This is a genomic window from Pseudoalteromonas sp. SR44-8 (assembly GCF_014163635.1).
Taxonomy (GTDB): Bacteria; Pseudomonadota; Gammaproteobacteria; order Enterobacterales; family Alteromonadaceae; genus Pseudoalteromonas; species Pseudoalteromonas rhizosphaerae.
This window is the reverse complement of record NZ_JACJDS010000015.1, coordinates 1-24,003: the sequence shown is the minus strand read 5'-3', so window position 1 is coordinate 24,003 and position 24,003 is coordinate 1. Positions and strand designations below refer to the sequence as shown.

17 protein-coding genes and 1 pseudogene are annotated in these 24,003 nt (G+C 40.9%); 7 read left to right on the top strand and 11 right to left on the bottom strand.

Features of this window, described 5'->3' with window-relative positions; translation table 11 throughout:
• Nucleotides 1–43 precede the first annotated feature (43 nt).
• Nucleotides 44–3,484, bottom strand: a complete 3,441-nt coding sequence (locus tag H5183_RS09275) for a PAS-domain containing protein (protein ID WP_182731517.1) — start codon at nt 3,482–3,484, stop codon at nt 44–46.
• A gap of 389 nt (nt 3,485–3,873) precedes the next feature.
• Here H5183_RS09275 and H5183_RS09270 point away from each other — a divergent pair, with 389 nt between their 5' ends.
• From H5183_RS09270 to H5183_RS09250, 5 genes are all read left to right on the top strand, one after another.
• Nucleotides 3,874–4,137, top strand: coding sequence for a DUF4212 domain-containing protein (locus H5183_RS09270; RefSeq protein ID WP_004586074.1), 264 nt, complete (start codon nt 3,874–3,876; stop codon nt 4,135–4,137).
• Nucleotides 4,138–4,147: 10 nt separating this feature from the next.
• On the top strand, nt 4,148–5,872 hold the full coding sequence (locus tag H5183_RS09265; protein WP_145235323.1) for a sodium:solute symporter family protein: 1,725 nt from the start codon (nt 4,148–4,150) through the stop codon (nt 5,870–5,872).
• A gap of 119 nt (nt 5,873–5,991) precedes the next feature.
• On the top strand, nt 5,992–7,830 hold the full coding sequence (locus H5183_RS09260) for a DUF294 nucleotidyltransferase-like domain-containing protein (RefSeq protein ID WP_182731516.1): 1,839 nt from the start codon (nt 5,992–5,994) through the stop codon (nt 7,828–7,830).
• 35 nt (nt 7,831–7,865) lie between these two features.
• Complete coding sequence (locus H5183_RS09255; protein WP_145235327.1) at nt 7,866–8,489, top strand: 3'-5' exonuclease; 624 nt, start codon at nt 7,866–7,868, stop codon at nt 8,487–8,489.
• A 202-nt stretch (nt 8,490–8,691) separates the two neighbouring features.
• On the top strand, nt 8,692–8,952 hold the full coding sequence (locus H5183_RS09250) for a hypothetical protein (RefSeq protein WP_145235329.1): 261 nt from the start codon (nt 8,692–8,694) through the stop codon (nt 8,950–8,952).
• Nucleotides 8,953–9,000: 48 nt separating this feature from the next.
• On the opposite strand, the gene H5183_RS09245 is transcribed toward H5183_RS09250, so the two are convergent.
• The 9 genes from H5183_RS09245 to H5183_RS09205 all read right to left on the bottom strand — a co-directional run bounded on the left by H5183_RS09245 (nt 9,001) and on the right by H5183_RS09205 (nt 19,040).
• The gene (locus tag H5183_RS09245) at nt 9,001–9,492 is read right to left on the bottom strand and encodes a PaaI family thioesterase (RefSeq protein ID WP_182731515.1); all 492 of its coding nucleotides are present in this window, start codon (nt 9,490–9,492) and stop codon (nt 9,001–9,003) included.
• Nucleotides 9,493–9,515: 23 nt separating this feature from the next.
• The gene (locus H5183_RS09240; protein ID WP_182731514.1) at nt 9,516–10,763 is read right to left on the bottom strand and encodes a phenylacetate--CoA ligase family protein; all 1,248 of its coding nucleotides are present in this window, start codon (nt 10,761–10,763) and stop codon (nt 9,516–9,518) included.
• Between the two features lie 45 nt (nt 10,764–10,808).
• On the bottom strand, nt 10,809–11,630 hold the full coding sequence (locus H5183_RS09235) for an ABC transporter ATP-binding protein (RefSeq protein WP_182731513.1): 822 nt from the start codon (nt 11,628–11,630) through the stop codon (nt 10,809–10,811).
• An 82-nt stretch (nt 11,631–11,712) separates the two neighbouring features.
• Entirely contained in the window at nt 11,713–12,963 is a 1,251-nt protein-coding gene (locus tag H5183_RS09230; RefSeq protein WP_145235338.1) for an ABC transporter substrate-binding protein, read from the bottom strand.
• 96 nt (nt 12,964–13,059) lie between these two features.
• The gene (locus tag H5183_RS09225) at nt 13,060–14,133 is read right to left on the bottom strand and encodes a branched-chain amino acid ABC transporter permease (RefSeq protein WP_149982122.1); all 1,074 of its coding nucleotides are present in this window, start codon (nt 14,131–14,133) and stop codon (nt 13,060–13,062) included.
• Between the two features lie 68 nt (nt 14,134–14,201).
• On the bottom strand, nt 14,202–15,095 hold the full coding sequence (locus H5183_RS09220) for a branched-chain amino acid ABC transporter permease (protein ID WP_145235342.1): 894 nt from the start codon (nt 15,093–15,095) through the stop codon (nt 14,202–14,204).
• A complete protein-coding gene (locus tag H5183_RS09215) occupies nt 15,092–17,053 on the bottom strand; it encodes a long-chain fatty acid--CoA ligase (protein ID WP_182731512.1) in 1,962 nt (653 codons plus the stop codon). The genes H5183_RS09220 and H5183_RS09215 overlap by 4 nt, the downstream gene beginning before the upstream one ends.
• Nucleotides 17,053–17,859 carry an ABC transporter ATP-binding protein gene (locus H5183_RS09210; protein ID WP_182717177.1) on the bottom strand — a complete coding sequence of 269 codons (807 nt, stop codon included), beginning with the start codon at nt 17,857–17,859 and terminating at the stop codon, nt 17,053–17,055. Before H5183_RS09210 ends, H5183_RS09215 begins: the two co-directional genes overlap by 1 nt.
• Before the next feature lie 140 nt (nt 17,860–17,999).
• Nucleotides 18,000–19,040, bottom strand: coding sequence for a DcaP family trimeric outer membrane transporter (locus tag H5183_RS09205; RefSeq protein WP_182731511.1), 1,041 nt, complete (start codon nt 19,038–19,040; stop codon nt 18,000–18,002).
• Nucleotides 19,041–19,221: 181 nt separating this feature from the next.
• On the opposite strand from H5183_RS09205, the gene H5183_RS09200 reads away from it, so the two are divergent.
• Nucleotides 19,222–22,761, top strand: coding sequence for a PAS-domain containing protein (locus H5183_RS09200; RefSeq protein WP_182731510.1), 3,540 nt, complete (start codon nt 19,222–19,224; stop codon nt 22,759–22,761).
• Here H5183_RS09200 and H5183_RS09195 read toward each other — a convergent pair.
• On the bottom strand, nt 22,758–23,420 hold the full coding sequence (locus tag H5183_RS09195; RefSeq protein WP_145235355.1) for a response regulator transcription factor: 663 nt from the start codon (nt 23,418–23,420) through the stop codon (nt 22,758–22,760). The genes H5183_RS09200 and H5183_RS09195 overlap by 4 nt on opposite strands.
• A 342-nt stretch (nt 23,421–23,762) precedes the next feature.
• Here H5183_RS09195 and H5183_RS09190 point away from each other — a divergent pair.
• Nucleotides 23,763–24,003, top strand: a pseudogene (locus tag H5183_RS09190) (transposase family protein); the annotation flags it as partial.

The window sequence follows — 24,003 nt, the reverse complement described above, 5'->3', positions numbered from 1 at the left end:
TTAACGCCAATCTGTTCTAATCTTTTGCCTAGCACCTTTCCCTTCACGTACTATGGTTTAGCAGTGCTTTTAATTTCCCTGGCTTGATTGGTTTAGACAAGTAATGAATATCAGCGGCTTTAGTCGCTTGTTTTAGCTCTACGTCGCGTACTGCGGTGATTAAAATTGCCGGTACGTTGGTTTGCCAAATTTCCCGCAGGGCTTTAATTAATGTAATACCATCGTGTTCATGGCCTAACTGATAATCCATTAATATTACATCCGGTGCGCTGTGTTCATTTGCGTATGCGAGTACGCCTTCAACTTGATCAAACAACTGATAATTAGCTTGCCACTTTTGTAATAAACTGGCCATGGCGTTTAGGTTTTCAGGGTCGTCATCAACGGCAACGATATTCATTGCAGAGCGCTCTTCAAACAAGCTATTGGTAACGTGTTTTTGCTGAACAAATTGGCTTTCGCCATAAGGGACTTCAATACTAAAGCAGCTACCTCTTTGCGGGGTTGAGCGCACATCTAAGCGAATCGACAGTAAATCTACCATACGCTTTACTACGCTAAGGCCAAGGCCAACGCCTTTATTGTCAGAGGCCTCTACGCGGTAGAAGTCGTTAAATATTTTTGCTTGCTCTACCTCGCTAATGCCAGGGCCGGTGTCCCACACTTCAATGCGCAGGTGATGTTTGCGTTTACGACAGGCTACTAATACTTTGCCCGTATTGGTGTATTTAACTGCATTTGATACTAAGTTCTGCACAATTCGCCGTAGATAGGTGATATCACTGTGGACAATATGCTGTCCGCTGCGCACTGTGAGCTTGAGGCCTTTTTCGCTTGTTAAAATGGCGTATTCATTGCGCAGTGGTGCGAGGATATCATCAATACTAAAATGGCGAGGGGTGGGGGTCATCGCACCTTGTTCAAGTTTGGCAATTTCTAATAGGGCTGACATTAAATGCACTGTTGAATCGAGGCTGGCACCGAGCTTTTCGAAGTTATTGATATTATTATCAGCGAGGGATTTTTCATCTATCGCAGCAAGGTATAAACGGGCGGCGTTGAGCGGTTGCAAAATATCGTGACTTGCTAAAGCTAAAAAGCGGGTTTTACTGTCATTGGCTTGCTCTGCTTCTCGTTTTGCTAAAGTGAGTGCTTGCTCTGTTTGTACGCGGCTTTCTATTTGTGCTTCGAGGTCTTTATTGATAGTTCGAATTTCTTGGGTACGCGCTTCAATACGATTTTCCAAATCCATATTCACTTCTTCAAGTGCATTTTGTGTGGCAATGTGAGTGGTAATATCTGAAAAGCTAGTAACAAAGCCGCCATCAGGCAGTGGGTTACCGGTCATTTCGTACACTAGGCCGTTACGACGGTGACGGATAAAGTGATGCGAACTACCATTTTTTAAATGTTGCACGCGCTTTTCTACTTGGCGTTCTATTTCACCAGGGCCACATTCGCCGCGCTCCGCATTGTAACGAATAATTTGCTCAATCGGTTGACCTACTTCTAAAAATCCTTCGGGGTAATTAAACATCTCTGCGTAGCGCTTATTCCACGCAACAAGATTAAGCTCTTTATCAACAACTGAAATACCATGACTGAGATTCTCTAAAGAGGTGAACAACAGGTTTTGGTTAAACTGTAGTGCTTGCGTTGTTTCATCAAAAAAGTTAACCACTTCTTCAAATGCCATTCGCTTGCCCGATGCTACCGTGTGGATCAAAGCTTGCGCTGAAGAGGCGCCTAATACACCAGTCAAGGCGCGTTCGCAGTAAGCTATAAACTCAGGATCGGGGTGAGTGTTATTGTCTCCGAGTTGGTGAGTTAGTGAAAAATGCGTCAATACTTGTTGGCTACGCTGGACTCCTAAAAAGGTTTGTAACAGTACTTTAAAATCGTATACCGTGGCTTTTACGTTTTTGTTTAAACGTCTTGCAAGTACTGCTTGCTCCTTGGGATTAACGAATGCTGCTGCTTGAATTTTATCAATTAACCGCTCATCAGCTCCCAGTGAAAAACTAATATAACAGCCAATATTGGCAAATAAAGCGATCAGTGTGCCGCGGGTAATAAGGGTTTGTTGTAGTTCGGTGTCAAGTGTATTACCTGCATCTAAAATAGGTAACATTAAAAATAATATCCAACAAATCAATCCTGCTAATAAACCAGCATAAACACCGTAGGCATGACCTTTGCGCCAGTATAGGCCGCCCACAATGGCCGGTAATAATTGCGTTACCAAAGAAAATGCCACTAATCCCATGCTGGCAAGTGCTTTGCCGTGACCAAACCATTGCTGATAAAAATACGATAAGATCAAAATACCGGCGATGGTAAAACGCCTTACCAGTAATATTTGTGGCTTATAACTGCTGGTGATCAGGTTGCGTTTGAATTTACGTCGCAGCATCAGCGGTAATACCACATCATTTGAGATCATAGTACTTAGGGTCAAAGTGGCAACCACAATCATCGCAGTCGCCGCAGATATTCCGCCAATAAACACAAACGTGGTAAGCAATGCATTGTCATTCATTAATGGCAGTGCCAGTACAAAACTATCAGGAGAGAAGCTATTGCCGATCTGTGGATGAATAGCTGCGGTGGCTATTGGTAAAATCATTGCTGCAGTCAGCAGTAAATACAGTGGAAATGCCCAACGAGCGGTAAATAGGTGACGTTTGTCTTGGTTATCAACCACAGTAACGTGAAATTGTCTTGGCAAACAGATGATTGCAGCAGCGGCCATCAGTGATTGGCCAATAAAGTTAAAGCTTAAAAAGTTAAAATTATTCCAATGTTGCCATAAAGATTCTTTTATTTGTCCTTCATTAGCACTGGGTAAATTATACAAGGTGTACACCGCCAAAGCCGCTACTGCTACTAATGCCAGTAGTTTTATCATTGATTCAAATGCGACTGCGAGCATTAATCCTGAACGGTATTCGGTTACATCAACTTTACGGGTGCCAAAAAATATTGCGAACATAGCCATGATCAGGGTGGCAGAAAGCGCGACCATTGAACCCGATATTTTATTGTCACTTTGTAGTAGTAAGAAGCTGTTGCTCAGTGCCTTTAACTGTAAGGCGATATAAGGAATAGTTGCTAGTAGGGCAATCATAGTCACCATAATGGCGGTGGTTTGACGCTTGCCATAACGGGCAGAGATAAAATCGGCTATGGTGGTGATATTTTGTTTTTTACTCACTAGTACCAGTTTGCGCAAAAATCCTTGTCCGAAAAAAAACAACAGTGCAGGACCAAGTAGAATAGGTAAATAGCTCCAACTACTGGTAGCTGCAGTACCAACAGAGCCGTAATAAGTCCACGAAGTACAGTAAATACCCAGCGAAAAGGAGTAAACAAAAGGGTGATGGCTAATTCGTTTTGCCAGCGGTGTGGTTTTATCGCCCCAGTTTGCTAGCCAAAACAATATGCCAATGTACGCTAAAGCGACAAAAATTAGTGCAGCAGTCATGTTTTTATTCAATTTTTATTATGTTATTGCACACCATACCAGAAGTTTTCACTATTTTGAGCTGTCAATTTTTGTGAGTATTCTGAAAATAAACATATTTATTTGATATATATAAGAAATTTAATGTTTTATTGATGTATTAGACTAATGTCGCAAGTGTGCAATATAACCTGGATGAATAGTTAAAATCACCGAGTGGAAATACTTAACATTATGATAAAAAACGATTTTTACTTTTTTGTAACAAGCACTTCAGTACAGTTTACGTAAACGTTAACTTGTTGTTACGACTATGGTCTCAATTCAATATTGTTCAGGCATTGCTAAGTTTATAGCCGAGAATAAATCGAACACATCACTTTTTACAGATGTTAAAGAGGAAATAAAAAATGGCTTTTAAAGATGAAGAACAAGCAAAAGCTTATTGGGCGGAAAACATTTCACTGCTGTTTAAATTATTAGCAGTTTGGTTTGTCGTGTCGTTTGGCTTTGGCATATTACTGGTTGATGTACTTAATGAAGTGCGTTTCTTTGGGTTTAAACTTGGCTTCTGGTTCTCCCAGCAAGGCGCGATTTATACCTTTGTGGCTTTGATTTTTGTGTACGTTTTCAAAATGAATACGTTAGATAAAAAATACGGCGTAGACGAATAGGAGCTAAGCAATGGATGTTCAAACACTCACGTTTATAATTGTCGGGTTGAGCTTTGCGCTTTATATCGGCATTGCAATTTGGGCCCGAGCTGGTTCAACAAAAGAGTTTTATGTAGCAGGTGGTGGGGTTCCGCCTCTGGCTAATGGTATGGCAACAGCCGCAGACTGGATGAGTGCAGCGTCATTTATTTCAATGGCGGGTATCATCTCTTTTGCAGGGTATGATGGCGGCGTTTACTTAATGGGGTGGACAGGTGGCTATGTACTACTTGCTATGTGTTTAGCACCTTACTTACGTAAATTCGGCAAGTTTACTGTGCCAGATTTTATCGGCGACCGTTACTATTCACGCACCGCGCGTTTAGTGGCAATCTTATGTGCCATCTTCATTTGTTTTACATACATTGCAGGGCAAATGCGCGGTGTAGGGGTTGTATTCTCACGTTTCTTAGAAGTTGAAATTGAAACTGGCGTTTACATTGGTATGGTTATCGTATTCTTTTATGCGGTACTCGGTGGTATGAAGGGCATTACTTATACCCAAGTTGCACAGTACTGTGTACTGGTATTTGCTTACCTTGTTCCTGCCATCTTTATCTCTATGATGATGACGGGTCACTTCTTCCCACAAACAGGCTTTGGCGCGACATTAATTGGCAGCGATGGTGTATACGTACTTGATAAACTGGACGGTTTAAGTGCTGAACTTGGCTTTGCACAATACACTGAAGGCTCTAAGAGCATGATTGATGTGTTTGCTATTACTGGTGCCTTAATGGTGGGTACTGCCGGTCTTCCTCATGTAATTGTACGCTTTTTCACTGTACCTCGCGTTAAAGATACGCGTATTTCAGCGGCATGGACTTTAGTATTCATTGCGATAGTTTACACAACCGCGCCAGCCGTTGCGGCATTTGCCCGCGTAAACATGATTGATACCATAAATGGTAAAGACGGAAGTGGTACTGAATACGCTGAAGCACCTGTATGGGTAAAAAATTGGGAAAGAACGGGCTTAATCACTTTTAATGATAAAAATGGTGATGGCAAAATGTTCTACACAGCAGGTAAGATCAGTGATCCAAATAGCGCTAACGAAGTTAACGTTGACCGCGACATCATGGTACTTGCTAACCCTGAAATTGCTAACTTACCAGCATGGGTCGTGGCACTTGTGGCCGCCGGTGGTATTGCTGCTGCATTATCAACAACCGCAGGCTTATTATTAGTTATTTCGACTTCGGTATCGCATGATTTGCTTAAGCGGACCTTAAAACCAGACATTAGCGATAAACAAGAGTTACTCGCAGCGAGGTTGGCAGCCATGGTTGCGATTGTTATCTCCGCTTACTTTGGTATTAATCCGCCTGGATTCGTGGCGTCGGTAGTGGCATTTGCATTCGGCTTGGCCGCAGCAAGTTTCTTCCCGGCGATCATTATGGGTATCTTCTCTAAGAAGATGAATAAAGAAGGTGCGGTTCTAGGTATGGTTACAGGTATTACCTTTACTGCAGCATATATCATCTTCTTCAAGTTCATCAGCCCAGAACTAAATAGCCCTGAGCATTGGTTCTTAGGTATTTCACCGGAAGGTATTGGTTTAGTAGGTATGATTATTAATTTCTCAGTTGCAGCAATCGTACTTAAATTTACTGCCGATACACCGCTTGAAATTCAAGAAATGGTTGAAAGCATTCGTAATCCTAAAGGTTCTAGTGAAGCTCACGCTCACTAATAACGCTGATACTCTATTAATTAATATTGATAGATCCAAAAGCCCGACTTAAGTCGGGCTTTTTATTTACCGTTGATAGCAGTACAGTGATTGTACGATTGTTTTTTGCGAGTAGACAAATGAATAATGAGCAACAGGAAGTAGCCCAGTTTGTGCTAGCACAAACTCCTTTTAGTCACCTTAATAGCAGTGCTACGGATTATTTTGTAAAGCACCTAGATGTTATTTATCTGACTCGTGAAAACCAAACACAATGGCTGCAATCAGAATCACCTAAACTGTTTTTAATTCGTTCTGGTTTGTATGACTTAGTGGATGCTAAAGGTGATGTGATCACACGGTTAGCGCAAGGAGAGTATTTTGGTTTTCCTTCGTTATTAACCGGAGAAGCAATTCAAAATCATTTAGCAGTGCAAAAAGAGGGCATTGTTTATATGCTCAACCAAGACGCTTTCGACTACTTGCGCCGTGAATATAAAACGTTTGAGCAGTATTTTGTGCGCGCGCATGCAAATCGGCTGCTTTCTTCACATTATAAAAGCCAAAACGATAGTTGGTCTGAACGTAAAATATCTGAACTGATGTCACGTAAAGCGGTCACATTATCGCCCGATGCAAGTATTCGTCAAGCAGCTAAAAAAATGAAAGAGCACGGCGTGTCTTCGATTATGGTGACAGAATTTGAACGCTTAGTTGGTGTGGTTACAGATCGCGATTTACGTAACCGAGTATTGGCAGATGAAATCGATCCCAAACAAGCGGTTAGCATTATCATGAGTGTCAAACCCAAGTTTATTTTTGAAAATAACCGTGTTTTTTCAGCTCTGCATTTAATGCTCAAACATAACATTCATCATTTACCAGTGTTGGATGAACACCATAAAGCGTTGGGTATGATCACCAGCACAGACTTATTACGTCAGCAAAAGAGCGACCCCGTACAATTGATTGGCCGTATTTATAAAGCTCGCAGTGTCGCCGATTTAAAGCGTTATGCGGCAGAAGTACCAGAATTACTGCGTAGTTTTTCTCATAATATTGATGATATATCTTTAATAGGTAAATTACTCAGTGGCTTAACTGATGCGTTAACCTCACGACTAATATATTTATTCCAAGAAGATAACGGTGCCGCTCCTACTAGCTTTAGTTTTATTTGTTTTGGCTCTCAAGCGCGTGAAGAGCAAACCTTACATTCTGATCAAGATAACGGCTTATTACTACCTGATGACTTAAGCGAGCAACATCAAGATTACTATCGCCGCATGGGGGAGTTTGTTTGCGAACAGTTGGTTGAGTGCGGTATTAAACGCTGCCCAGGTAATATTATGGCAAGCAGCGAATTATGCAGAATGAGTATATCGGATTGGTGTGAGCGCTTTTTTAACTGGATCAAAAGCCCGACACCTGAAGCAATGCTCAACTGTAAAATATTTTTTGATTTACGTTTTATTGAAGGCTCAACGGCACTTTACACTGCATTTTGTGAGCAACTAACCCGAATTTCTCGCAACGAATTATTTTACGCCGCAATGGCAACGGATATTAAATCGAATTCTGTGCCGATAGGGTTATTTAATCAATTCAAGTTAGAAAAAGATGCTAAGCAACATAGATACATTGATTTGAAAAAGCGTGGTGTGGTTATCATCAATGACATTGTGCGCTTGTATGCGTTAAAAGCAGGGATCCGTAGAGCAAACACCCAAGAGCGCTTAGATGCATTGCTGAAACACTCATTGTTAAGTAATCACGATGTATATAATTTGAAAGACTGCTGGCGATTTTTAACTCAATTACGTTTACGTACACAAATAAATGAAGAAGGACTACCGAGTAACTGTATTAATCCAGATAGGTTAAACTCGCTAGAGCGCCATCAATTAAAAGAAGCGTTTTATTTACTCAAGCTCGCACAACAAGCTGCGGCATTTAAGTTTGCTCGTGGAAGTTTATAAATATGTGTTTTGCTATGAATAAGGTGACAAGCTAAGTGGTTAAACGTTGGTTGAGTCGTTATTTAGCACGTAAGCGATTACTTGCTCAAAACGCACTAGTACAGCGCTATATAGTGATTGATTTAGAGTTGACTGGACTGGATCCAAAACTGCATGAAATCGTCTCGATTGCGTGGGTGTTGATAGAAAAGCAATGCATTAAATTGAGCCAAGCTCAGCACGCCATAAATAAAGAAGTGCTGCGCCTTGAGCAAAGTCCTGTTTATCATGGAATTGCCCAGCAAGATGTCGCTAATGGAAAAAGCTTAGCGGCTATTTTAGCTAAGCTAAGCGCTCATTTTTCGGATGCTATTTTGGTGTTTCATAATGCTACTTTAGATTGGGGATTTTTAAAGCAGGCATTTCAAGCACATAATATTGATGTGCAACCTTTATTGATTATTGATACTTTTCAGATTGAAAAAAAGCGCCTGCACCAACAAGGCCATGAAATAGGCTTAGACGATTTAACTCTCAGTGCCTGCAGGGCGCGGTATGAGCTACCTCATTATGGTTGCCATCATGCACTTACCGATGCCATGGCTACCGCAGAATTACTGTTAGCACAATGCCATCAAATTAGCCGTGGCAATGAACTAAAGTTGGCTGAGTTGGTTTAAACCGAACGCTGATTAATTACACTCTACCGTTCTCATTATTATTAATATATATCCTAGCTGAACAACTGTTTTAATTGTTAACTATATCGCGCCGTAAGTATTAATTTTTATTCTTAAAAACAGGCTTTTATCGTAATCTTTTTAGGTACTTTATTTGCTATTGTAGAGCACTAACATTTACTTTCTCGTTTGGTTTTTATCTATGAAAAATAATTTACTGCCATCTTTAGCTGGCGTTTTAGTGAGCTTGTTCGCCGTATGGTGGTTACATGGGTTTTTATTGGTTGACCGCTGTTTAGATAGTGGTGGGGCTATTAATCATAAAACAAACTTATGCGTGGGCGCAAACGAGCAAATAATAGAACTTGCTACACCGTCAGGTATGTTAGTTATTTATGGTGTGGTGATTATGGCTTTGTCGCTATCAGTCAGTGTACTGCTGAAAAAGCTAGGTAAGCGCTAAGTTTTGAATTGAAGAGCGAACACGGCAGTTCGCTCTTAACTTTGAATGCTAACTGATAAAGCTCGCTGGCATTTTCACAGCAATTACGCTGCCTTTAACACAGATCACGTTGTTCGCTGATAGCGTGATGTCGACAATCACTTTGTTGGGTTTTACTTCAATGAAGCTACCTATTAGCAGCAGCTCTACCCCCATTGGAGTCGGCGCTAAAAAGTTAACATTTAAAGCCCCTGTAACAAAACGAAATGCAGGTTGAGTCCCCATCTCTCGCTCTGCATATCGATAAGCTATAGCAGCGGCACTGCCTGTACCATGGCAGTCAATCAGGGACGCAAGCAGCCCACCATAAACAAAGCCAGGGATTGCTGTATGGCAAGGTTGCGGCGTAAAGTGGGCGATAGTTTTATCGATATTGCCTTGATTTTGCTCATCCTGATACCAATAACTTTTTAATTGGTGACCCTGCTCATTGTTTTTGCCACAGCCATAACAATGGCTGAGCTCATCGGGGTAATAATCTTGAAAGGCTATATTGTTCATTAAAACTCCTAGTTCTAATTGGGTTATCCGATGACTCGTTGATCATCAATCACTTTGCCATCATCAGCTAAGCTGCATAGCTCGACCAACTCAACACTGCCATTTAATTTTGTGTATTGTTTTAAGTTATCTAGCAATACGCCGGTGAGTTCCAGTTTAGTTAGCTCTGATTGGTCTTGATCGTATTCACACAATAGCTGCATTTTGTCTTGATGATCTTGTAGCTTGACCACTAAGCGCATTTTCTTTATCCCCTTAACACTGAGCCTAATTCGCTCTATTTGTTGAGGATGAACAAACATACCTTTTATTTTCGTGGTTTGATCGGCTCTACCTAACCAACCTTGAATGCGCATGTTAGTCCGACCACACGCACTTTGCCCTGGCTTGATAGCCGATAAGTCACCGGTTGCAAAACGGATTAACGGATAATCAGTATTGAAACTTGTAATAACCACTTCACCAATCTCACCATCTGCGACTGGAGTGAGGCTGCCTGGGCGCACAATTTCGACAATTAAATCTTCAGCGATAATTAACCCATCGTCAGCAATGGTTTCATAGCCAATTAAGCCTACATCGGCACTTGCGTAAGCCTGTAAGGTGTTGATACCTTGTTGTTTAAATAACTCGCGCAGTTCATGAGATAATGCTTCTCCAGTCACCAGTGCTTTTTTGAGGCTGCTAACGTCACGTTTAGTTGCCTGCGCTTTATCCAGTAATATTTTTAAAAAAGAGGGAGTGCCACAATAACCTTGCGGGTGTAAATCTTCTATTACGTCAAGTTGTTGATCTGTTTGCCCTGGGCCTGCGGGTATAACCACACAGCCACACGCACGCGCCCCTGAATCAAGAATAAAACCGCCAGGAGTCAAATGGTATGACAAACAATTTTGTACTAACTCACCTGCTCTAAACCCCGCAGCATAAAAGGCTTGGCCCATTCGCCACCAATCTTGCTGGCAATTTTCAGGGTCATAAATAGGCCCCGGTGATTGAAAAATTCGATTTATATGGCCACTTTTAGATGCGAGACCGCCAAGCGGAGGCTGTTGCTTTTGTATGTCTAAAAGGTCAGATTTTCTGGTGATCGGCAAAGTCGCTAGTTGTGAGCGAGTAGTGATATTCGTGGCATCAATGTTCGCTAATATAGCCTGATAATAGGGGCTGTTATTTTTTGCATAGGTAATAAAGTCAGCTAAACGGGACAATAAATTTTGTTCTCTGGTTTCAGAGTGTTGATGTTCATTGGCATGATAAAAATGGCTCATAATAGCTCCAGTAACATAGAAAAAGTAGAGAGATAGATAGGTTGATTACAACCAGCGTTTGCGACGTTTATATGACTTAAGATCTTTAAAGCTTTTACGTTCTTCGTTACCTCCACCGAGGTAAAACTCTTTTACATCTTCGTTGTTTAAAAGCTGCTCTTGTGTGCCATCTAATACAACTTTCCCTGATTCAATGATATAACCATAATTAGCCGCTCTCAGTGCATAGTTGGCATTTTGTTCTACCAACAGCATAGTAATACCTTGATCTTGGTTAATCTTTTTTATGATTCCGAACACTTCTTTAACCAATAATGGCGATAACCCCATCGATGGCTCATCGAGGCAAATCATCTTTGGACGTGCCATTAATGCACGGCCAATTGCCAGCATTTGTTGTTCGCCACCTGATAAATATCCAGCTAACCCTTTGCGTTCTTTTAAGCGAGGGAAATAGTGGTACACCATTTCAATGTCTTGATTTATTTGTGCGTCTTTGCGGGTAAAGGCGCCGAGTTTTAAGTTTTCTAGAGAGGTCATATCTTCGATGATACGACGCCCTTCCATAACCTGAAACAATCCACTGCGCACCACATCTTCGGCATTTTTATTGTCTATTCGTTCGCCCATAAAGGTAATGTCGCCTTTAGTGACTTCGCCATTTTCAGTTTTTAATAAGCCAGAAATGGCTTTTAAGGTGGTTGATTTTCCTGCGCCATTTGGCCCAAGTAGGGTGACTATTTCACCCTCTGGCACATCTAAACTAACACCACGTAAAACTTGGATGACTTCATCGTAAACAACTTCAATATTGTTAACGCTTAGAATTGGTGATGCAGGTTGTATTTTCATAGCTGCTTGTGACATAGCTAACTCCGTGAAAAATTAATAATTTATCAGCGGATGAAAATAACGAGATGCTTCATCCGCTGCTATGTTTAACGAGCTATTAAAAACCTAACCACGCATCACGGCGCTCAATGGTTACCAGTGATAACTCTTCAACGACGACATTGCCTTCGTTATAGTTGCCTTTGTAAATGTAAACTTGGTTAGTGCCACGGTGATCTTGTTCACTCCAGTTGCCCGCAAGGCATACGCCTTCAAGTCCTGCTGGTACCCAATCTTTACGGGCATACATGGCTTTTTTAATATTTTCACCGGTTATTCCGCCGTTATCTTTTGCCCATTCCATAGCCTCTTTCATAAAGAATGTTGAGCACACGCCACGAATGTAATGATGAACACGCTCTTCTTGGCCTGAAGGGTCTGATTGTTTTGAAATCTCCCTAACGAGTTTCATGCCAGGTACTTGATCAGTCCAAAACGGCGTCATAGCTGGAAATACATAATCTTTAATGCCTTCGCCCGCAGCTTGGAATATTTTTTTATCGCCCCCCCATATATTCGACATAAACTGAATATCGGTACCAACGGTGTTACATGATTTAACTAAAGACAATACTGAACCACCTAGATTGCCTATATATCCGTAATTTGAGCCTGAGCTTTTTAAGCTTAAACATTGCGCTTTAAAATCACCTGGTTTCATCGAAATAACAACCGCAGGTTGTACATCAAAGCCTAATTCGGTGGCGTACTCTGCACAGGCTTCTTTCGGTGCATTAGGGAAGGGGTGATTTGCACCAATATGAGTAAACTTAGGTTTGCCTTTGCCCCCCTTTTTTTGCCAGTCCTCAGCTGCCCACTGGACTAAACCGCGGCACGCATCTGAATAGGATGCGCCGTAAAAAAAGTTATAAGGAGCTGGTTTCTTTGTATGTGGGTTTTTACCCATAGGATCCGTTAAGTGGCCAGAGTAAGACGCTGAAAATACTGGTAGTTTATCTTTGGCTACAAATGAGATCAGTGCTTCGGTATCAGCGGTGCCCCAGCCTTGCATGGCAACCATGTTTTTACGCGAATGCCACTTTTTATAAGCGGCAATCGCTTGCGGCACTTTGTAAGCGTAATCAATTGTTTCATATTCGAGTTTAGTGCCATTGATGCCACCATTTTCGTTAATGTAAGCTAGGGAATCACGCACGCCGTCAGCGTAATTTTTACCAACAAAAGCTGTCGGGCCACTCATATCAGCTAGATGACCAACAAAGACTGAGTCTTCAGCGAATGTTTGTTGGCTGGTGCACAGCGCGCTTACTATTAATAGAGACGTTAATTTTGCCTTATGATTGTGCATAACTATTTCCTTTTTCTTTTTATGGCTAGATTGCCAATTATTTACGCATTAATGATGCTCATGTGTGTTGTATATGCTTAAGTTAGTGTCTATTGATTAGTACGAGAACGGGTAAAACTTCCAATAGTTTTTAATTTGTGCCCAGCGGTGTGCCATGCCTTGCGGCTCAAAAATAAGGAATAAGATAATCACTAAGCCAATGGCCATTTCTTTGATATAGGCCAGGCCATCAACCACCATAGGAATATTGCCCCAGTCGGTCATCTTCATTAAACCAACGCCGCTTTCGAGCACTTCAGGTAAAAACACCATAAATACCACACCCATTAAGGTGCCTTTAATTGAACCCAAGCCGCCGATGATGATCATGGCTAAAAATTGAATCGACATAAATAAGGTGAAGCCTTCGGCAGAAACATAGCCTAAGTAATGGGCATATAAGGCACCGCCAATACCGGCATAAAAAGACGATATACCAAAAGAGAGTAAGCGATATTTATTGAGCTTGATGCCCATGATCTCAGCTGATAGATAATGGTCACGTACTGCAACAAAGGCGCGACCATCACGACTGCGCATCAGATTACAGCCCCAAATATACATAATAACTAAGGCTGCTAAGGCGATATAAAAGAAGCTTTCATCGCTATTAAAAACAAAGCCAAATATACTAATTGGGTCGGCAGATGAGCCGGCAGAACCACCAGAAAACCAGTCAGCACGGGCAAAGAAGTCTTCTAAAATAAACTGCGCAGCCAGTGTGGCTATAGCTAAGTACAAGCCTTTAATTCTTGAGGCCGGTAAACCAAACATCATGCCTACAGCCATTGTTAAAAAACCAGCCAGTGGAATACACAGCAATACAGGAATACCAAAGGAGATATTGAGCCATGCTGATGCAAAAGCACCAAAGCCAAAAAATGCGCCATGACCTAATGAAATTTGTCCGGTGTAACCGACCAAAATATTGAGCCCTAGTGCGGCTATCCCTAAATATGAAATTTGAATAAATAGGGTTAGGTAATATGCATCGACTAAGTATGGCGCTGCACATAATAGGGCAATTGCGAAAATTGCCACATTTTTGATGGTTGTTGTTTCAAAAATTGTATTATCTTGTTTATAACTGGTGCGGAAATCGCCGCAGGGTCTCATGGTTAAACTGGACATAATAAACTCCTAAAATTTACCTTTATCTGCACTTGTTAGGCGCTATTGATGCACCTAAATCGGCTTGTTTAAATACGTTCAATATCTTTTGTGCCGAACAAACCGTATGGTTTGAACCAAAGGATGACGAGCAACACGTAAAATGGTGCGATGTCATACATATTGCCAACATGCAGATATTGGCTGTCGAAAAACTCAGCGACATTCTCTAATACACCAATGATCAAACCACCGACAATAGCGCCGATGATAGAATCTAAACCGCCAAGAATAACTGCAGGGAAAACTTTGATACCAATTAATGACAGTGAATTTGAAACCCCGTTTACCATGCCAATAACAATTCCAGCTGTGGCTGAAACCGTAGCAGCAATACCCCAGCTCATAGCAAAAACTTGTTTTACCGAAATACCTAAGCTTTGTGCAATCTGTTGATCAAAGGCTGTGGCTCGCATTGCTAAACCGTATTTTGAATGTTTAAAGAATAGATAGAAGGCAACCATAATTATTAAGGCGATTACGGTGCTCATTAAGTAAGCGGCTTCAATGTTCAAGCCAAATATTTGGATGCTATTAGTGGTAAATACTTGCGGGTAACTTTGCGCTGAAACACCAAAAATCCATTTCATCAAGGCTTGAAAAAAGATTGATAAGCCAATGGTGATCATGATCACTGAGATAATAGGTTCACCTATCATCGGGCGTAAAACAATCATTTGCAGCAGCACACCAAAGATTGCCATAAAGGCCATTGTCAGTAAAAAGCCCACTACAAAAGGCAGCTCTAAATAAATCAGTACTGCCCAGCATACCCAGGCACCCACTAATAAAAACTCACCTTGGGCAAAGTTTACAATTTGCGTTGATTTGTACACTAATACAAAGCACATCCCAACGACGCCATAGAGTAAGCCGACAATTAAACCATTGACGATTAGTTGAATTAGCAATTCAAAATTCATGAGACTCTCCGTGTTATGTTGATAGTGTTATCAGCAGCCGTGCAGGCTGTTTCGATCAGCGAAGTGACTTTAAGCTGGGTTTGAATACGGGTTTTAGTACCATCTTGAAATACCACCATGGTATCAATATCAACATTTTCCTTGTTATCATAAATGGATGAAATAATGTCGCCATATTTATCCGCAATAACACTACGGCGAACTTTACGGGTTCGTGTTAATTCGCCATCATCGGCATCAAGTTCTTTGTAAAGTAATAAAAATTTATGGATTTTTTGTGATTCAGGAAGTGACTCATTGACGCGCATTATTTCTTCGCCAATTTTTTCGTACACTTCAGGCAGGGTTGATAAGTTGGTGTAGTTGGTAAACGACAGCCCTTGTTGCTCAGCCCATTTCGCAACAATACTAAAACGAATACAAATGATGGCTGATAGATAAGGCCTTGCTTTACCTAAAATAACGGCTTCGCCAATAAATGAAGAAAACTTAAGTTTGTTTTCTATATATTGAGGAGAATATTGTGCGCCGTCGCTGGTGCAAGCGAGATCTTTGATCCGATCAATCACCACTAAATGGCCAGACGGTTTAAAGTAACCGGCATCACCTGTTTGCATCCAGCCGTCAATCACGTCTTCATCATAGGCTTGTTGATTATTAAGGTAGCCACTAAACATTCCGACTGTTTTAGCAATAACTTCGCCAATACCGGCTTTATCGGGATTAATGACTTTAATTTGTGCATTATCAAACGCGACGCCAACACTGTCGTAGTCAACATCGGCTTCATGATGGATGGTGTAAGCTCCGCACATTTCTGTTTGGCCGTAGAGTTGGCGTAAAGGCACACCAATGGTTTGGAAAAACTTAAAGGTGTCAGGCCCCATCGCAGCTCCGCCGGTGGCAGCCGATTTTAAGAATGAAAAACCGAGTCGATCACGAAGTGCTTTTAGCAGTAGAATTTCAGCTAGCCATGATTTTTTGCCTGTTACTTGGCTTTGCTCAGCCAGCTTCATGGCAAAATTAAATAGCTTTCTTTTAAAAGGTGTTGAATCCATCATACGGGTTTGTACGTCTGCTAAAATGCCTTCCCATACCCGTGGTGCTAATAGTACAAAGCTGGGGCCAATTTCTCGTAGGTCAGCCATGAGTGTTTCTTGTTCTTCAACAAAATTTACAATTTGACGGGCGATCAGTGCTTGGCCAATTGCATAGACTTGCTCCATGATCCAAGGTAAGGGCAATACAGATACATAGTTGTCGCCAGCTTGACGCGGGTCAGCACGTAAATATGAACTACAGTGCTTAATAAAATTGCCACCATTGAGTAGGGCAATTTTGGGTTTTGATGTGGTACCTGAAGTGGTGCAGTAAATAGCAATGTCGTCAGGGGCTGAGGCATCTATCATGGCTTGATAACGATCAGGGTATGCTTGTTCGAGTTCTTGGCCCAGTGTGTATAGGGTATTGATATCTATAAGTCGTGAGTCGTTGTATTTGCGCATACCTCTTGGGTCGCAATAAACAATGAATTTTACTTGCTCTATGCCATCACCTAAATCAAGTAATTTATCGCATTGCTCTTCGTTTTCAGCAATCACAACGGTTGCGCCACTGCTAGCGAGTAAATAGATTACTTCGTCATGCATTGAATCTTGATAAATACCTAATGAATGGCAACGTAAAGCGTGAGCAGCAATTTCGCCCCATATCCATTCTGGGCGGTTATCACCAAGTAAGGCAATGGTATCATCTGTATTCACGCCTTTGTTACTCAACGCGAGCGACAACCACTTTACTTTATTGTTATATTCGGCCCAGCTGAACTCGTTCCAAATACCAAACTCTTTTTCTCGCATCGCCACCATATCAGGCCAATGCGTGGCATTGTGTTGTAGAATTTTGGGGAAGGTATTCAGTTCACCCATCTCAAAATCTTGATTGATTTGGCTAGTCATTAACTTACCTCCTCTAAGGTGGCTGGCTCTGCGTCGTCTTCAAGACCAAGGTAGGCACGTTTAACATAGGGGTCAGCCATGACTTCGTGTGGTAAACCAGAAATTAATTTTTTACCAAAATCCAGCACCATAACTTCATGAGAAATATCCATTACAACTCCCATATCATGTTCAATCATAACGACCGTAATACCGAATTCTTCATTTAAATCGAGGATGTATCTGGCCATGTCTTCTTTTTCTTCCAGATTCATTCCAGCCATTGGTTCGTCAAGTAAAATCAGTTTTGGGTTTAGAGCCATTGCACGAGCTAATTCAACGCGTTTACGAAGCCCGTAAGACAAGGTGCCAGCGATGGATTTTCTGATATGAGAGATCTCAAGGAAGTCGATCACTTCTTCTACTTTTCTACGGTGAGCGAGTTCTTCTTTTTGCGCCCCAGAAGCCCAATATAACGGCCCTGTTAACCAATTGTTTTTTAATAAGTGATGGCGACCAACCATAATATTATCGAGCACTGACATATGGCCAAATAAGGCTAAGTTTTGAAAAGTACGGCCCATACCTAAGTCTGCGCGGTCATTGGGTTTTAAGTGGGTAACATCTTGATCTGCAAAGGTGATTTTTCCACTGTTAGGTTGATAGCGGCCAGAAATGCAATTGAGCATTGATGTTTTACCAGCCCCATTTGGGCCAATAATTGAAAATACAGAGCCTTTAGTCACCGAAAAACTAACATCTGTTAAGGCTTTAACACCACCAAAGGCTAGCGATATTTGCTCTATATTGAGTATCGATGTTGTCATACTCATACTCCTAAATTTAACTGAGAATAAAAATGAATAACGAATGCGTTGAAAAATAAGAGGGGGTGAACCCTCTTTAAAATGTATTAACGGTTGGGGTCGTTATTACACACAACAAACATTAGAAAGTGTTCTGTCAGCTAGAGGATGTATCTCATTGTGGCTTGTAGGTAATTTGAATCTTTATCTAACTCATCAATTGAAAAGTTACCGACTTCAATACCCACTTCGAGTTCTTTAGTTAAGTTTTGAAAGAGGTTTATACCCCATTGCGTACGCTCACGATTGGATACATCTCCATCAACTTTGCCGTACAGCACGCTTGAACGCAGTGAATCATTCCAAAAATGACGATAGGCAACTAATACAGAGGTAATATCTTCAACTTCTTCACCATAGAGATCTTTAACAGCCGCAGCCCCTACATAGCGGCCTAAATCACCTTTATGAATTTGTAGGCGTAAGTCATCTTTTCCTGTTGTTTTAATTCGTGCCGCAACAGATGCGCCAAAGGCGCTTTCAGTGTTACCTGATAAGGTATGTAATTGCCGTGCTAAGCCAGAAATAGAGACATTGCCCCAATCACCTTTGATGTTATAGCGTGCGATTAAATCAGGAATATTATCGTTTGCGGTATCGCCCCCCCAGCTCTCAGGATTTTCAATGGATACTTGGAAGTTGCCCATGTTATAACGTACTTGTCCTTGACGAATAAATACTAGACCTGTTGTTGCGCCAGCAAAATCGGCAGTTTCAGGAATTGCGCTAGTATTCATAAAGGTTGACCAAGTTTGGCCAACAGTGAGATCTTTGTAGTTTATAAAAGCATGTCGGATGCGCGGGTTAGCTGAGTTAGAGACAATTTCATTACCGCCGCCGCCCCAAAAATCCATTTCGATGAAGCCTGTTATCTCGCCGTGTTGGTATTTAGTATTGAAACGGGTTTCGTTAGCAAAGATACGAAACTGGGATGCGTCTTCTTCTAAAGCAATGCCATCACCAATCCAGTAATCACGATAGGCAATGTCACCGTCAACGTATCGTGCATCAATTTTAATGTAGCCACCGAAGGTTAATTTATCGTTTTCAGTTATGTTGATCTCGTAGCCTGCCAGTGCGGATGCACTGGCAGTAAGAAAAGCAGATGTAAGCAGTAATTTTTTATATTGTGTGTTGAACATCGACCAAATTCCTTTGTTATTATGTGTGATTCATACTAGGTGAGTCGAAAAAATCAACAATTGTAAATAAGGGCTAGTACCTTGCGCTTAGTCCTTTAGTCCAATGTTATATGCTGTGTTTTACGGGCAAAGTAAGCATTGAAAATAATAATAAATACAATTTGATACAAAGAAGAGCGCGATGTTTTCTAATTGGTTGTTGGTTAGTGTAAGTATTGGTTACATTAGTTTGTTATTTCTAATTGCCCACCTTGGGGGCAAGTATCGACATAAGCTAGTTGCCAAACAGCATGCTATTATTTATGCCTTATCATTAGGGGTTTACTGTACGTCTTGGGGGTTTCTAGGTACTTCAGCGCAGGCGGCAAATAGCTCTTTTTCTTATATTTCGGTTTATTTAGCCCCTATTTTATTATTTATATTTGCTTGGCCTTTTATTCAGCGGATCATAAAAACCTGCCTCAAACTCAAAAGTACTTCCATTGCTGATTTACTTTCGGCTCGGTTTGGTAAATCACAAAGCTTAGCCTTGTTGGTAACGTTAGTGGCCATGATTGGCACCTTGCCTTATATTGCTTTGCAGCTTAAAGCGATTGTTTACTCTTATAAAATTTTACAGCAAAGCCAAGATTTTCCGATTTGGCAATTAGGTTTAATCGTTAGCCTGATTTTAGCTGGATTCACCATTATCTTTGGCATTCGAACTATCGATGTAACAGAGCGTCATCCCGGCGTCATGATAGCGATTGCCTTTGAATCGTTAGTTAAACTGATCGCTTTTTTACTTGTTGGCTTATTTGTATCATTTGTTATTTATGATTCCCCCGCTGATATTTGGCAAAAGTCACAAGATTACGTGTCCTTATCGCAGCAGTTTGAAAGCTATAACCTAGTAGGTATGGTGGGTTTATTGATCATCGTTATGTCGGCTTTTTTATGTTTACCAAGGCAATTTCAAGTTATGTTTGTTGAGATTAAAGAACAAAAAACCAGTAATTTAGCGCGCTGGTTATTACCTCTTTATATTTTGGTATTCGCTTTTTTTGCAGGTCCCATAGGCCTTGCTGGCACATTAAATTATGGCCAGTCTTTAGACCCTGATGCTTATGTTTTATTTTTGCCCGCCTACAACGGCCAACAGTGGCTGTCGTTATTTGCGTTTTTAGGGGCGGTTTCTGCGGCAAGTTCAATGGTGATTGTATCGACCATTGCATTGAGTACTATGCTCAGTAACGAAATTGTTTTTCCGTTAATTTTTAAATTAGCGCCTCGTAAGCACCATGACTTTTTACACTTTCAATCCCGATTATTATTGATCCGTAAAATCTTAGTCGTTGTAGTTATTGCGCTTAGTTATTGTATGTTATTAGTTTCTCCACCTGATACGCTGGCATCACTTGGTGAGGTTGCGTTTGGCGCGATTGCGCAAATAGGGCCTGCATTGGTTGCTGCTTTTTTTTGGCGAAGAGCGACTCAAAAGGGCGTTTTTTGGGGCATGTTTTGTGGTTTCTCTATTTGGGCACTGTTTAATTTATTACCACAGCTTGGGTTTTATGCACACCCGTTAAGCAATACAAATTGGCCTGCTACAACGGTGGCTACCTTGTTTGGCTTGGCTATTAACCTTATTGTGCTGTTTATTGTTTCACAGCTTACTCGGCAAAATATTCGCGAAGAAATGCAGAGTAAATATTTCTATGAAACCGATAATAAACAAGATTCACATCTGCCTAAACAACCAAAAATAGATCGTCAGGAACTCGAGCTGTTAATTGCTCGCTTTATTGGTCAAGACAAAGCAGCCGAGTGCTTTGCTGAATTTAATCAATCAAATAAAATTAAAAAGCATAAAACCTATAATGAGGCTTTATTACTGCATGCAGAGCAGACATTAGCGAGTGTAATGGGCTCGGCATCAGCCAAATTGGTGATTTCTTTTGCTTTGGCTGGTCGTGATATCGCATTTGATCAAGTTGCTAAAATTGTTGAGGATAACTCTACTCAACAACTTGAATTTAGTCGTTCAGTATTGCAAGGAGCGATTGAAAATACCAGTGAAGGGATCTCTGTGATAGATGCTAATTTGAATTTAGTAGCATGGAATAAGCAGTATCTAGATATTTTTAATTACCCTAAAAATTTAATCTATATTGGTTGCCCAATTAGCCAGTTGATCCGCTTCAACCTTAGCAATCAAAATCGCTATATACATAATATTGAGGGGCAGGTTAATAAACGTCTTGAGTACTTAAAAGCCGGTAGTAAGCATAAATCAGAGCGAAAGTTAGCCAATGGTAAGGTGCTGTTAATTGAAGGGAACCCAATACCTGGTGGAGGATTTGTGATGATTTTCTCAGATATTACGGAGTTTCGCCGAGCAGAAAATTATTTAAAAGAAGAAAATACCGATCTTGAAAGTCGTGTTCTTGCGCGCACGACAGAATTAGAACTAGCAAACTTAGAGCTTGAAAAAGCCAATCGAGAACTCGCTGATGCAAGGTTAAAAGCAGAGCAGGCTCATTTGAAAAAGAGTCAATATTTAAGAGCCTGTAGTCATGATCTTTTGCAACCATTGTCGGCTGCTAGGTTGTTTTCTTCTGCGGTTTGTTTGAGCCCTAGAGTGTCAATACAAGAGCGTGAGCAAATTAAGAAAATTGATAATTCGTTAGAGATAGCAAATAACCTATTACTTGATTTAAATGAAATTGCGCGGATTGAAAGTGGCAATATCATCCCTGTTTTCAATGACATTGCACTGGAGCGGGTATTTAGTATGTTGCATTCGGAGTTTTCTGCCTTGAGTAAAGATTATCAAATTGATTTTCGCTGTCACTCAAGTCAATTATTTATCCGCACAGATCTAACTTTGCTAACGCGGATTGTGCAAAACTTTTTAAGTAATGCATTTCGCTATGCAAATAAAGGTAAAGTATTGCTGGGTTGTCGTCGTAAGGGCAATTACTTAAGTATTCAAGTGATTGATAACGGACCTGGCATCCCCGAAGATAAGCAGCAAGAAGTATTTGAACAATTTACACAATTATCGACGCAATTGATTGGCCCTAAAGGCTTGGGGTTGGGTTTAAATATTGCACAAAGCCTGGCTAATATTCTTGAGCATAAGGTTGGCTTGGTATCAGAGCCTGAGCATGGCTGCTTGTTTAGCGTTGAAGTACCGATTGTAAACCGTGTACAGCAAACAAAGCCGACACTTGCCCCTAAGAATATGACTTTGCAAGGAGTTGGGGTGCTATGTATTGATAACGAAAAAGATGTTATTGCAGGTATGACCGAGCTTTTAACAGCCTGGAAATGTCGTGTATTTACCGCGACAACCGCAGCCGAGGCGTCTGCACTTTATAAAACACATGAAGATGAAATTGATATTCTCTTAGTTGATTATCAACTTAGTGCTGAACCAATGTTCCCCGCTAACCCTTTGCATATTGTAACAGTAGACTACTCTGAGCGACAGGGGCAAAAGCCTCACTCGGAGCATCTTGATGGCTGTAATGGCATTGAATTAATCAAGCGTATTCGAGCAATCAGCCAGTATCCATTACCTGCGATTTTAATTACCGCAACAACTGATGAGTTAGTGCAAGTACAGGCAAAGCAAGCCGATATTGGCTATTTGCGGAAAATCATCAAGCCCGTCGCATTACGGGCGTTGATGAGTGCTTTATTAACTAAACAGCTAGAAAAAAATTATAATAGTTAATGGCGATGAAAAGGTGAAAGTGATGCTTGTGCCAGTTGCTGCTCGTTTAATAAAATCACGGCTTGAGTACGACTTTTTACCCCAAGTTTTAAGTATATTGTGCTGGCATGGCTTTTGATTGTAGATTCAGACAAGCTAAGTTCGTAGGCGATTTGTTTATTTAACAAACCATCGGCAAACATGTGTAATATTTTATGCTGTTGGGGCGTTAATGTTGCTAACTTTTCTGCTTGCTGTTGCTCTGGCGTATTTTTATTGTGATCATCGGTGGGTGTCCATAGTTTGCCTTGTAGCACATCTTCTATTGCTTTTATCATCTCAGGGACGGGAGTTGATTTAGGTATAAAGCCTGCTGCACCCAGGCTCATCGCTTTGCGTATGGTATCAGGCTCTTCAAAACCTGATACTACAATCACCCCTATTTCAGGATACAGCTCACGTATATTACTCAGCGTATTAAAACCCTGTGCACCCGGAATATCAAGATCGAGTAAGATCAGATCAACATCTGTGGTGTTTGCTAATTTGTGCTCTAATTCGGGAATTGTTTCGGCTTCAAGTAGGCAAGCATTATTAAAGCTTGATTCCAGCATAAGTAATAGTGCTTGTCGAAACAGCGGGTGATCATCTGCAATTAAGATTTTTGTGTGTGTTGTCATTTTATTTCTAACCTAATGTTTAGATTAATGATCTTTTAGTTTCATCAATTGTTTTTTGATTGAATAGTGTTCGTTGTCTTGAATAAAGTAACGCTATTATAAAATAATTCAATAATAATAAACCTAAATAGCATAAATTGACTAAAATTCACTCGTGAAAATGAACCTATAAGCGCTGTTTTATTCTATGTTATGAGTAAATATCAGGAAGAAAGGAGAGGGAGTAAACATTTATTTAATCTTGCCTTTTATATTCAGATTAAAGGTCGATTACCAGGGCAAGATCACGAACTTTACCTTGACTTAAAAGTATGATCTTATACTCCTTTTTAAGGAGCCCCCATGCCTGATATTCAACTATTTAAATATTTCGAATCAATTGCCGACCCTCGCCAGCAGGGTAAAGTTGTCCATAAACTTTTTGATATCATATTCTTAGCTGTCAGCGCTGTCAGCGCTGCCAAGGCTGGGAAGATATTGAAGATTTTGGCCATGATAGATTAGATTGGCTCAGGAAGTACGTTCCTCTTGAGCAAGGTATCCCTCGCCATGACACAATCGCTCGTGTGATGAGTCGCATTGA

Coding starts and splice junctions, on each gene's coding strand:
- H5183_RS09275 (WP_182731517.1), bottom strand. CDS start 3,484: ATGACTGCTGCACTAATTTTTGTCGCTTTAGCGTACATTGGCATATTG.
- H5183_RS09270 (WP_004586074.1), top strand. CDS start 3,874: ATGGCTTTTAAAGATGAAGAACAAGCAAAAGCTTATTGGGCGGAAAAC.
- H5183_RS09265 (WP_145235323.1), top strand. CDS start 4,148: ATGGATGTTCAAACACTCACGTTTATAATTGTCGGGTTGAGCTTTGCG.
- H5183_RS09260 (WP_182731516.1), top strand. CDS start 5,992: ATGAATAATGAGCAACAGGAAGTAGCCCAGTTTGTGCTAGCACAAACT.
- H5183_RS09250 (WP_145235329.1), top strand. CDS start 8,692: ATGAAAAATAATTTACTGCCATCTTTAGCTGGCGTTTTAGTGAGCTTG.
- H5183_RS09245 (WP_182731515.1), bottom strand. CDS start 9,492: ATGAACAATATAGCCTTTCAAGATTATTACCCCGATGAGCTCAGCCAT.
- H5183_RS09240 (WP_182731514.1), bottom strand. CDS start 10,763: ATGAGCCATTTTTATCATGCCAATGAACATCAACACTCTGAAACCAGA.
- H5183_RS09235 (WP_182731513.1), bottom strand. CDS start 11,630: ATGTCACAAGCAGCTATGAAAATACAACCTGCATCACCAATTCTAAGC.
- H5183_RS09230 (WP_145235338.1), bottom strand. CDS start 12,963: ATGCACAATCATAAGGCAAAATTAACGTCTCTATTAATAGTAAGCGCG.
- H5183_RS09225 (WP_149982122.1), bottom strand. CDS start 14,133: ATGTCCAGTTTAACCATGAGACCCTGCGGCGATTTCCGCACCAGTTAT.
- H5183_RS09220 (WP_145235342.1), bottom strand. CDS start 15,095: ATGAATTTTGAATTGCTAATTCAACTAATCGTCAATGGTTTAATTGTC.
- H5183_RS09215 (WP_182731512.1), bottom strand. CDS start 17,053: ATGACTAGCCAAATCAATCAAGATTTTGAGATGGGTGAACTGAATACC.
- H5183_RS09210 (WP_182717177.1), bottom strand. CDS start 17,859: ATGACAACATCGATACTCAATATAGAGCAAATATCGCTAGCCTTTGGT.
- H5183_RS09205 (WP_182731511.1), bottom strand. CDS start 19,040: ATGTTCAACACACAATATAAAAAATTACTGCTTACATCTGCTTTTCTT.
- H5183_RS09200 (WP_182731510.1), top strand. CDS start 19,222: ATGTTTTCTAATTGGTTGTTGGTTAGTGTAAGTATTGGTTACATTAGT.
- H5183_RS09195 (WP_145235355.1), bottom strand. CDS start 23,420: ATGACAACACACACAAAAATCTTAATTGCAGATGATCACCCGCTGTTT.